This window comes from Autumnicola edwardsiae, assembly GCF_031846505.1.
Lineage (GTDB): Bacteria > Bacteroidota > Bacteroidia > Flavobacteriales > Flavobacteriaceae > Autumnicola > Autumnicola edwardsiae.
The window spans coordinates 1-11,119 of sequence record NZ_JAVRHP010000102.1 but is presented as its reverse complement, the minus strand read 5'-3'; the positions used below and the strand labels follow the sequence as shown (position 1 = coordinate 11,119).

Below are 11,119 nucleotides of genomic sequence, written 5' to 3'. Positions count from 1 at the left end.
GTGAGTGTAAAAACTCCACGGGTGAAGTCCGGCAAACGACAGCATTAAAAAACCGAAATTCACAAAAAAACAAAGATATAAGAGAGTCTCATATTTCCTAATAATACCAAATTTTTCTCTGAACAATAAAATCACACCTAAAACTCCTGTGAAAGTTAGTCCGGCAAAATTAAAAGGCCTCAGCAATAGGCCTGGGGCATTTTTTAAATATTGTAGATAATGTAAAGGTTGAAGACTAGAATTTTGATAAAAAAGTGTAAAAAAGTAAATACATGTAATCGTTATTAATAAAGGTATCGAATAAATGAGAATTCCCTGAAGCTTATACTTCGTAGAATAAGGTTGCTTCCAAATCAAGGACAGGATATATAAAGAACTAAAGAATGCAATGATTAGTATAGCATACCTTGAAGTTACAAATATCGAAATAATGAAACTCCACTTTAACAAGTTCACATGATTCATTTTATGTTTTAAATCTTCCATGGAGTACAAACATAAAACAGTACCTAGAATCTCCATGCTGTAAGCTCTTATTTCAAATGCTAGATCTAGAAGCATTGGAAAAAAAACAGGTAACATAACTAAAGTCAAAACTATGTTTTTGTTCTTTATCCATCCCTTGTATATTAACTTCCCAAGCATAAACAGACTTAGAAGAAAAAAAAAGAAGGGTAATAATCTTAACCAAAAGGCATGATTGGAGATTTTAGACCAAAAATGTAATAAAATGCTAAATCCCCCCGGATCAAAATTATAATGCCGGTTGTTAATTATAACATCTACTACATTACCGGTTGTAGAAAAGGGATCTGAATCTGGGTTTAGACCTTTTGAAATCCAGAACTGGGATGCTTCATCAAACCAAATGTACGAATAGGTAAGATTAAGGCTAAGCAAGATGATCACAATACATACACTGAGCAGCAGAAAATAAAAAAAAATACTTTGACCTTTTTTCAAGATATAAAATTTTAATGGTTAATTTCTTTTTCCTTAAAAACCTCTTCTATAATATAAGGAGGACGCCTTTTAACTTCAATATACATACGGCCAATGTACTCTCCAATTACGCCCAAAATAATTAAAACCAGACCTCCTAAAAAAAACACTCCGACCCCTAAAGATACTATTCCCGGTGTTTCCGAGGGAGAATATCCCCAAATTTCAATATCAAACAACCTGTTTAAAATAAAAAAAGCACCTACAAGAAATGAAGAAAAAGCTATAAAAAATCCTAGATATGTAGCTATTCTCAATGGAAAAGTGGAAAAATCCAAGAGACCATCAAAGGCTAACTTCACAAGTTTTTTAAAAGTATATTTTGCTTCCCCTGCTGCCCTGGAATCTCTTTTATAAGCTATTCCTATTTGACGAAATCCTGCATACGCTCTTAATCCTCTTACAAAGCGATTATATTCTGTCAGTTCGAAATTTAAAACATTTACAACCCGCTTATCTATTAAGCAAAAATCACCCGAGTCCAAGGGAATATCTATTTCACTTACCATTTTTAGAAGCCTGTAAAATAAATTATATGCACTTCTTTTGTACCAGCTTTCTTTCCTGTTTTTCCTAATACCATACACTACATGATATCCTTCTTTCCACTTCTCAATTAAACGATAAATTTGCTCAGGAGGATCCTGTAAGTCGCCATCAATAATCACCGCAGCATCCCCTCTCACCATTTTTAATCCTGCGGTAATTGCCGGTTGATGACCAAAATTACGTGAAAACTTAATAATTTTAATGCGCTTATCGCTTTCAGCTAATGCCTTAAGAAGTAGTAGGGTATTGTCATAAGAACCATCATCAACAAATATTAATTCAAAGCTCTCCTTCCAGGAACTACTGGAACTTATAAGCCTCGAATAAATTAATTCCACATTACTTTCTTCGTTATATAATGGAACTACTATGGATATCATATATTTAGCAAAATTATTATGGGAAGATAAGACTTAACAGAGATTTTTAAAATTTGGGCCATAACTCAGATATAGAAAATTTGGAATTAATTAAACTGTGGGGTTCAGGAATTTCAGTTCACCATAAACTTTCCCTGCAATGGAAAGATAATTGTATTTTTTATTTGCATAAAGAATACTTTTTTCAGATAATTCTTGATATTCTTCGTCTTCTAGAACGTTTAACTTATTTATAATAGATTTTAATTCAGATAAATCCTTATAAATATAGCCGTTATAACCTTCCTGAACCAATTCCGGAAGCGCTCCCGAAGAACGAACTATTACTGGTATTCCTGCACAATTAGCCTCTGCAACCGTTCTTCCAAATGCTTCATAACGTGCATTCGATATAAGAAAATCAAGCTTTTCGTATATCTCCCTTCTATCCAGAAAATTATGAAAGATAACATTCGGGATTTTTTGCTTCCGAAGCCACTCCTGAAACTGTTCATCTCCATGTCCTATAATATGTAACTCCACACTTAATCTTTCAACTTCAGGAGTTTTAAATAATCGAATTATTTCTTTCTGATTTTTTTGATCGTTTATCCTTCCCACAATCCCAAAGCACAAAGGCTTATGTAGTTTCCTTTTAGAAAAATTTTCAGCATCAAGTAATATGCTGTTATAAACCACCTTCGAATTTACTTGACCAAATTGCCCGAAATAATTTCTTTTAAGAAATTGGGATGGAAAAAAATGCAAATCTGCCGAATTATAATATTTCAGAAACTTAGTTATATTTTCGGTGTAAAAACCATATACGTCATCATTTAGGGTCTCTCTATGATGCCATATACATTTAGCGTTCAACTTTTTTGCAACTATTAATCCCATTGGGTTTAAAGAAGAATTTACGTAAATAAAATCAGGAGAAAATTGTTTTGCATATTTCAGGTGTTTTCTAACAGCCCATCTATTGTAAAATAATTTCATCCATTTATTTCTCCACCTCCATAATTTAAATAAAACAGGAGATTTCTTTTTCCACTTATCTCCAAAAGCTTTATTATAAAACCAATTGAAATGATGAACTACTTTATAAGGAATATTCTTTTTATTTAATTCCGGTTCTATAATTCCTTTTTCTGGTAAAATCAATATTATATTGATTTCGGGATCATATTCCTTCATCCCCAAAATCAACTCCATCAAAGACCTATTAGCCCCATATAAGGTAGAAGAATGAGCGTAAAATAATATCCTCATAATTTCATAGGGTAAAAGTACTACAAGACCTGCAGAAAGATCAAATATAAAACTTTCACAAAGCTACAGGCAATTTTATTTTTAATCTTTCGGCTTGGGTTTGGTTTTAAAAAGGAATAACTAAATTTGCTTGTAAAATTATTTTATGCTGATTATCGGAATTGCAGGAGGTACCGGGAGCGGAAAAACAACCGTGGTAAATCAAATTATAGAAGAACTTAGAAACGATGAAGTAGATATCATATCCCAGGACTCTTATTACCAGGATACTTCCCACTTGAGTTACGAGGAAAGGGTGAAGATCAACTTTGATCATCCAAAATCTATTGATTTCGACCTGTTGGTGAACCATCTTAAAGCGCTAAAATCCGGTGAATCCATAGAAGAACCACTTTACTCGTTTAAGGAACATAACCGCACTGGCGAAACCCGCACTATCCATCCCAGGAAAGTTTTAATTGTCGAAGGAATTTTGATCCTTACTCATCCCGACATTCGTAAATTGTTCGATATTAAAATATATGTGCATGCCGACAGCGATGAACGCCTAATTAGAAGGTTAAAACGTGATATTAACGAGCGCGGCAGGGATCTGGACGAGGTGTTGTGGCGGTACCAAACAACCCTTAAGCCAATGCACCAGCAATTTATAGAACCTACAAAAGAGTTTGCAGACATTATAATTCCCACAAACAAGTATAATACGGTAGCTGTTGATATTGTACAAACAATCATTAAGGATCGCTTAAGCTAATTTTGTATATTTAAAGCAATGAAGTGGAAAGAGCTACGCAATAAACCCTGGGTAAGATTTATCAGCAATAAATATGTCTTGCTAAGCCTCATCTTTGCAGGCTGGATGTTCTTTTTGGACAGCAATTCGTGGTTTGTGCACCATGAACTTAATCAGGAAGTCAACGAACTAAAGGAAAATAAAGAATATTACCAGAACCAGATTGCTCACGATAAAGCAATTATTCAGCAGTTGCAGGATTCTGTGCAACTGGAGCAATTCGCACGTCAAAAATACTACATGAAGCGTGCAGATGAAGATATATACATCATCGAATACGATTCTATAGAATAGAACAGTTCAAATTCAGCTGTTTTAAAATGATACTGATGAAGGAGAAATTATTTCAGGAATTTGAAGAAGTTTCTGCACGACAATGGAAGCAAAAAATTCAAGTCGATCTAAAAGGTGAGGATTACAACGAGAAACTGATCTATAAGAGCCTGGACGGTATTCATGTCAAGCCTTTTTATCATAAAGATGATGTTTCTAAAGCAGTTCCAACTCCTTCTCCCAAAAACTGGGATATTTGTGAACGCATTTATGTAGCTTCCGTAGAAATCAGCAATAAAAATGCACGAAATGCACTGGAAAAAGGTGCCGAGGCACTTTGGTTTATAATTCCAGATGAGAAAACAGAAATTTCTGAACTTTTTAAAGATTTAGAGTTGAATTTCCGCATTTTGATTAGCCTGGAATTTCTTTCTGCGGAATATGTTGAAAAACTCAGACATTTTTTCCGCGGTAAAAGCAGTAAAATAGTTATCCAGACTGATATTATCGGAAATCTTGCCAGAACCGGCAATTGGTTTTACAACCTGAAGCAGGATCACGTAATACTGGACGATATTGTTAAAAATTCGGGGGACTTTAAATCAGTGATCTCCGTAGATAGTGCGCTTTATCAAAACGCCGGGGCGACTATTCCGCAGCAATTGGCTTATGCCCTGGCTCATGCTAATGAATATTTGAACCGCTATGCCGAAAATGGCAATTTTCGACATTCAGAAGATCTTCAGGTCCAGTTTATAGTCGCTTCGGGCTCCAACTACTTTTTTGAAATCGCTAAGATCAAGGCGCTGCGTTGGCTTTATTCTACATTGGCCAAAGAATATAATATTGCCGATAATTGCCATATTTTGGCCTTGCCTTCAAAAAGGAATAAAACCTTGTACGACTATAATGTGAATATGCTTCGCACCACCACAGAAAGCATGAGCGCTGTCTTGGGTGGCGCAGACACTGTTTACAACCTGCCTTATGATGCTATTTTTCATAAAAACAATGAATTTGGAGACCGGATTGCCCGAAACCAGTTGTTGGTGATGAAAAATGAAGCTTACCTGGACAAAGTTTCCAATGCCGCAGAAGGTGCGTACTATATCGAGAGTATAACGAGGCAATTTGCTGAAATGGCCCTGGATATTTTTAAAGAAATTGAAAAAAATGGAGGCTTTCTTAAGCAATTAAAAGAAGGGATTATCCAGCGAAAAATCAAAGAAAGTGCTGAAGCAGAACAGGAACAATTTGACAATGGCAAACTTGTGCTTATCGGCACCAATACTTTTGAAAATCCTGAAGATAAAATGCTGGATGATTTGGAGTTGTATCCATTTCTGAAAAAAAATCCGCGAAAAACCTTAATTCAGCCTATTCTCGAAAGACGACTGAGCGAAAAAATGGAACAGGAGAAACTGGAACAGGAAAAAGCCGAAAAGTGATGCAGAGAAAAAATCTTCAACATATAAGTTTAGCAAAGCCTGAGCCAGAATCTAAACCTCAGCATTCAGATGAATTTGAAACCCCTGAAGAAATTCAACTGAAATCTTCCTATTCCAGAGAAGACATTCAGGATTTGGAACATCTTAATTTTGCTGCTGGGATCCCACCTTATTTGCGGGGACCGTACAGCACAATGTATGTTAGCAGGCCCTGGACAATTCGCCAATATGCGGGATTTTCTACTGCTGAAGAAAGCAATGCTTTTTACAGAAGAAACCTGGCAGCCGGGCAAAAAGGTCTTTCCGTAGCATTCGATCTTCCCACCCACCGCGGTTACGACAGCGATCACGAACGTGTGGTTGGAGATGTGGGAAAAGCCGGGGTGGCCATAGATTCTGTGGAGGATATGAAAATACTTTTCGACCAGATCCCCCTGAATAAAATGTCGGTTTCCATGACCATGAACGGAGCAGTACTTCCTATAATGGCATTTTATATCGTGGCTGCTGAAGAACAAGGTGTAAAACCTGAAGAACTTTCGGGAACTATTCAGAATGATATTTTAAAGGAGTTTATGGTACGCAATACGTACATCTACCCTCCTACTCCATCGATGAAGATTATTTCAGATATTTTTGAATATTCTTCTAAAAATATGCCCAAATTTAATAGTATCAGTATTTCCGGATATCATATGCAGGAAGCTGGAGCCACCTGTGATATTGAACTGGCTTACACCTTAGCCGACGGACTCGAATATATTCGAAAAGGACTTGGCGCCGGAATGGATATTGACAGTTTTGCTCCCCGACTTTCCTTTTTCTGGGCTATTGGTATGAACCATTTTATGGAAATTGCCAAAATGAGGGCAGCGCGTATGCTATGGGCAAAATTGGTAAAACAATTTAACCCCAAAAACCCGAAATCCCTTGCTCTTAGAACCCATTCGCAAACCAGCGGCTGGAGTCTTACAGAGCAGGATCCGTTCAATAACGTAGCCCGTACCTGTATTGAAGCAGCCGCAGCCGCTTTTGGCGGAACTCAAAGTCTGCACACTAATGCTTTAGATGAAGCTATCGCCTTGCCAACAGATTTTTCTGCAAGAATCGCGAGAAATACGCAGCTTTTCCTGCAACAGGAAACCAAAATTACTAAAACGGTAGACCCCTGGGCAGGAAGTTATTATGTTGAAAGCCTTACAGATGAAATTGCGCAGAGAGCCTGGGATTTAATTCAGGAAGTCGAAGATTTAGGTGGAATGACCAAAGCTATAGAGGCAGGAATTCCCAAAATGAGAATTGAAGAAGCTGCAGCAAAAAAGCAGGCCCGTATTGACAGCGGAACGGACATTATTGTGGGGAATAACAAATACAGACTCGAAAAAGAAGATCCGCTTGTAACACTGGAAGTAGACAACCAGACGGTGAGAAAACAACAACTTGCCCGGTTAGAAAAAACGAAAAAGGAAAGAAATCCTGAAAAGGTTAATAAAGCTTTAGCCGACCTCACTTCAGCAGCAAAGCATGAAAATGGTAATTTATTGACATTGGCCATAGAAGCGGCCCGGCACCGCGCAACCCTTGGAGAAATCAGCGATGCCCTGGAAGAGGTTTACGGAAGGTATAAAGCAAAAATACAGTCCTTCAGTGGTGTTTATTCAAAAGAAATGAAAGATAACTCATCCTTTAAAAAAGCCCGGAAATTAGCCGATAAATTTGCAGAGCAGGATGGTCGTAGACCGCGAATAATGGTAGCTAAAATGGGACAGGACGGTCACGATCGTGGCGCAAAAGTAGTAGCCACCGGGTATGCCGACCTAGGTTTTGATGTAGATATTGGCCCACTTTTTCAGACGCCAAAAGAAGCGGCTAAACAAGCTATAGAAAACGATGTACATATTTTAGGGGTTTCTTCGTTGGCCGCCGGTCATAAAACACTTGTTCCGCAGGTAATAGAAGAGTTAAAGAAGCATGGCCGGGAGGATATTATGGTAATTGTGGGAGGTGTAATTCCTTCACAGGACTACCAGTTTTTATTTGATGCCGGTGCTGTGGCTATTTTTGGTCCCGGCACAAAAATTAGTGACGCTGCAATACAATTACTGGAAATATTAATTGAAGAATAAGTCAGTAATAGAAAAGTTAGAAGGTAGGAAAAGAATTCTGGAACTTGGAATTCTTAACTAAAGCTAACCACAACCCCATAAAACTTAAAATATCTTACTAGAAAAATTCCTTGCAATTTAAACACAATTAACGTGAAAACTTTTACCTGCAACAACTGTGATAATATAATTTTTTTTGAAAACGATATCTGTGGATATTGCAACAGTTTATTGGGATATTGGAATGAGGAAGAAAAGATAATAGCCGCAAATCCGGGAACAGATTTTTGTGAAAATAAAACAACTTTTAAATATTGCAGAAATCACGAACACAGTGCATGTAATTGGCTAATACCAGAGAATTCAGGTTTTGAATACTGTGAAGCCTGTCAGTTAAACAGCGTTATCCCAAACATCGGAGATGAAAAAAGACTGGAGGAATGGCGACTAATAGAATTTGCCAAACACAGGTTGATTTACAGTCTTAATAAGCTACAACTACCATTTGTTTTTCAGCAAAAAGACGGGAAAGATTTAAAATTACAATTCCGTTTTTTAGGACCCGGCACTAATGGTAAAAATGGGCAGCAGGTACTAACAGGCCATCTAAACGGCGTCATAACCCTAAACATAGAAGAAGCAGATGATTTAAAGAGGGAGAAGGCACGAATGCAGATGGGAGAGAAAATGAGAACCCTTCTGGGACATTTCAGGCATGAAATCGGGCATTTTTACTGGGAAGCTATTATTTTGCCAAATCAAGAAAATCTTCGTCACTTTAGGGAAATTTTTGGGGACGAAAGAAAAAATTATTCCGAAGCCCTGCAGGAATACTACAAAAAAGGACCTGCCGAAGGTTGGAGGAAATCTTTTATTACCAAATATGCCTCTTCTCATCCCTGGGAAGATTGGGCTGAAACCTGGGCCCATTATTTACACATTATGGACACTGTGGAAACCGCCTACTACTTTGGTGTAAAAACAGAACCCAAAATTTTAAAAGACAAGCAGCTTTTAAGTTTAGGCATTAATCCTTATAAAGAAACCGATTTTGATGCCATTGTAAATGAATACATATCTTTAACTATTGCTATAAACTCTCTGAACCGCGGGATGGGACTATCTGATATCTACCCGTTTATTCTGAATAGGAAAGATATTAGCAAATTAGGCTATATACATAACCTGCTATTAAACAACCAAGGTAAAACTTTTTAAACATGAACTACAAAAATAAAATGCTTAGAGACGACGCTTTAAGAGGAAAATCGATTGTAGTTACCGGTGGTGGTAGCGGACTCGGAAAAGCGATGGCCAGATATTTCCTGGAATTGGGAGCTCATGTTGCCATTACTTCCAGAAATCTTGAAAAGCTAAAAAATACAGCAAAGGAACTTGAAAATGAAACCGGCGGAAAATGTTTTCCCGTCAAATGTGATGTCAGAAATTATGATGAAGTCGAACAAATGCGGGATGAAATCATTAAAGAATTCGGAAGTGCAGATGTGTTACTGAACAATGCCGCAGGAAATTTTATTTCTCCTACAGAAAGATTAAGTGCCAATGCCTTTGATACCATTATTGATATCGTCCTTAAAGGCAGCAAAAATTGCACTTTAGCCTTTGGTAAACATTGGATCGACAAAAAAGAAGAAAATAAAACTGTATTAAATATTGTTACAACCTATGCATGGACAGGTTCTGCTTATGTTGTACCCAGCGCTACAGCAAAAGCCGGCGTGCTGGCAATGACGCGTTCTCTGGCAGTCGAATGGGCGAAGTACGGGATTAGATCCAACGCCATTGCTCCCGGCCCCTTCCCTACCAAAGGTGCGTGGGACCGATTGCTGCCCGGAGATTTAAAAGAAAAGTTTGACCTTGCCAAAAAAGTTCCGCTTAAACGTGTGGGAGAACATCAGGAATTGGCAAATCTCGCTGCCTATCTTGTTTCAGATTTTTCAGCCTATGTAAATGGTGAAGTCATTACTATAGATGGTGGGGAATGGCTAAAAGGGGCCGGACAATTTAACCTTCTGGAAGCTATTCCGGAGGAAATGTGGGACCAACTGGAAGCAATGATTAAAGCTAAAAAGAGTTAAAAAGTTTAATGTTTGAAGTTCAAAGTTTCAGTTTTTAATTGTGGTTTAGACTTGTGTTGTAGTTATATCTTCTCAGAACTTGCAAAAAATTTTTAACCATTTAAATTAATCAAGATTTTTTTTGACACGTACAACGCTCCCCTTTCCTCTTTCCTCTATCAGACATGTAAATAGTAAATTCTAAGAACTGATAACTTAGAACTGAAAACTCCTTTATAAGCTGTTAACAAAATGATTTTATATACCTATAATTAATTGTATTTTTACGTTTCAAAAACCGGATATAATTAATGGGCAAAATCATTGCTATCGCTAACCAAAAAGGAGGTGTGGGGAAAACCACAACTTCTGTAAACCTGGCGGCATCGCTGGGGGTTTTAGAGAAAAAAGTTTTACTTATCGATGCCGATCCTCAGGCAAATGCCACTTCTGGACTTGGAATTGATGTGGAAGCGGTAGAGTTGGGTACTTATCAACTTCTGGAACATTCCGTTGAAGCGTCGAAAGCCATTATGGAAACTGGATCTCCAAACCTCGATATTATTCCCGCGCATATTGATCTTGTTGCTATAGAAATTGAACTGGTAGATCAGGAATCGAGGGAATATATGCTCAAAAAGGCAATTCTCCCGTTAAAGGAAAAATACGATTATATTTTAATTGACTGTGCTCCTTCCCTGGGACTACTTACACTTAATGCGCTTACCGCTTCAGATGCTGTGATTATACCCATCCAGTGTGAATATTTTGCATTGGAAGGTCTTGGTAAATTACTGAATACGATAAAAAGTGTTCAGAAAATTCATAACAATAAACTGGATATCGAAGGGCTTTTGCTTACGATGTATGATTCCCGGTTAAGATTATCAAACCAGGTTGTAGAGGAAGTTCAGAAGCATTTTAATGAAATGGTTTTTGATACAATCATTCAGCGTAATGTTCGTTTAAGTGAAGCACCAAGTTACGGTGAAAGTATAATTAATTATGATGCCAGTAGTAAAGGCGCCAGTAACTACCTGAGCCTGGCGCACGAAATTATAAAGAAAAACTCTTAGAAGATGGCGAAGGCGACGAAGAAGCAAGCTCTTGGACGCGGACTTTCAGCTCTGCTAAAAGATCCTCAAAATGATATTCAATCTGCAGAAGATAAAAATGCCGATAAACTGGTAGGCCATATAGTTGAACTGGAATTATCTTCAATAGAAGTTAATCCTTTCCA

At 37.4% G+C, this 11,119-nt stretch carries 9 protein-coding genes and 1 pseudogene; 8 read left to right on the top strand and 2 right to left on the bottom strand.

Annotation, left to right across the window (positions count from 1 at the left end; all coding sequences use genetic code 11):
* Window positions 1-974 precede the first annotated feature (974 nt).
* Complete coding sequence (locus tag RM529_RS14390; protein ID WP_311485459.1) at window positions 975-1,931, bottom strand: glycosyltransferase family 2 protein; 957 nt, start codon at window positions 1,929-1,931, stop codon at window positions 975-977.
* A 90-nt stretch (window positions 1,932-2,021) separates the two neighbouring features.
* On the bottom strand, window positions 2,022-3,182 hold the full coding sequence (locus RM529_RS14385; RefSeq protein ID WP_311485458.1) for a glycosyltransferase family 4 protein: 1,161 nt from the start codon (window positions 3,180-3,182) through the stop codon (window positions 2,022-2,024).
* A gap of 145 nt (window positions 3,183-3,327) precedes the next feature.
* Here RM529_RS14385 and udk point away from each other — a divergent pair, with 145 nt between their 5' ends.
* The 8 genes and pseudogenes from udk to RM529_RS14345 form a co-directional block, all read left to right on the top strand.
* Entirely contained in the window at window positions 3,328-3,936 is a 609-nt protein-coding gene (udk, locus tag RM529_RS14380) for a uridine kinase (protein WP_311485457.1), read from the top strand.
* An 18-nt stretch (window positions 3,937-3,954) separates the two neighbouring features.
* On the top strand, window positions 3,955-4,269 hold the full coding sequence (locus tag RM529_RS14375) for an FtsB family cell division protein (protein WP_311485456.1): 315 nt from the start codon (window positions 3,955-3,957) through the stop codon (window positions 4,267-4,269).
* A gap of 35 nt (window positions 4,270-4,304) precedes the next feature.
* Window positions 4,305-5,696: a methylmalonyl-CoA mutase subunit beta gene (locus tag RM529_RS14370; protein ID WP_311485455.1), complete on the top strand. Its 1,392-nt coding sequence runs from the start codon at window positions 4,305-4,307 to the stop codon at window positions 5,694-5,696.
* Window positions 5,696-7,822, top strand: coding sequence for a methylmalonyl-CoA mutase (gene scpA / locus RM529_RS14365; protein ID WP_311485460.1), 2,127 nt, complete (start codon window positions 5,696-5,698; stop codon window positions 7,820-7,822). Before RM529_RS14370 ends, scpA begins: the two co-directional genes overlap by 1 nt.
* A 132-nt stretch (window positions 7,823-7,954) precedes the next feature.
* Complete coding sequence (locus tag RM529_RS14360; RefSeq protein WP_311485454.1) at window positions 7,955-9,019, top strand: zinc-binding metallopeptidase family protein; 1,065 nt, start codon at window positions 7,955-7,957, stop codon at window positions 9,017-9,019.
* 2 nt (window positions 9,020-9,021) lie between these two features.
* Window positions 9,022-9,900: an SDR family oxidoreductase gene (locus tag RM529_RS14355; RefSeq protein WP_311485453.1), complete on the top strand. Its 879-nt coding sequence runs from the start codon at window positions 9,022-9,024 to the stop codon at window positions 9,898-9,900.
* A gap of 290 nt (window positions 9,901-10,190) precedes the next feature.
* The gene (locus tag RM529_RS14350; RefSeq protein WP_311485452.1) at window positions 10,191-10,955 is read left to right on the top strand and encodes a ParA family protein; all 765 of its coding nucleotides are present in this window, start codon (window positions 10,191-10,193) and stop codon (window positions 10,953-10,955) included.
* 3 nt (window positions 10,956-10,958) lie between these two features.
* Window positions 10,959-11,119 (top strand): annotated as a pseudogene (locus RM529_RS14345) (ParB/RepB/Spo0J family partition protein); the annotation flags it as partial.

Coding starts and splice junctions, on each gene's coding strand:
- RM529_RS14390 (WP_311485459.1), bottom strand. CDS start 1,931: ATGATATCCATAGTAGTTCCATTATATAACGAAGAAAGTAATGTGGAA.
- RM529_RS14385 (WP_311485458.1), bottom strand. CDS start 3,182: ATGAGGATATTATTTTACGCTCATTCTTCTACCTTATATGGGGCTAAT.
- udk (WP_311485457.1), top strand. CDS start 3,328: ATGCTGATTATCGGAATTGCAGGAGGTACCGGGAGCGGAAAAACAACC.
- RM529_RS14375 (WP_311485456.1), top strand. CDS start 3,955: ATGAAGTGGAAAGAGCTACGCAATAAACCCTGGGTAAGATTTATCAGC.
- RM529_RS14370 (WP_311485455.1), top strand. CDS start 4,305: ATGAAGGAGAAATTATTTCAGGAATTTGAAGAAGTTTCTGCACGACAA.
- scpA (WP_311485460.1), top strand. CDS start 5,696: ATGCAGAGAAAAAATCTTCAACATATAAGTTTAGCAAAGCCTGAGCCA.
- RM529_RS14355 (WP_311485453.1), top strand. CDS start 9,022: ATGAACTACAAAAATAAAATGCTTAGAGACGACGCTTTAAGAGGAAAA.
- RM529_RS14350 (WP_311485452.1), top strand. CDS start 10,191: ATGGGCAAAATCATTGCTATCGCTAACCAAAAAGGAGGTGTGGGGAAA.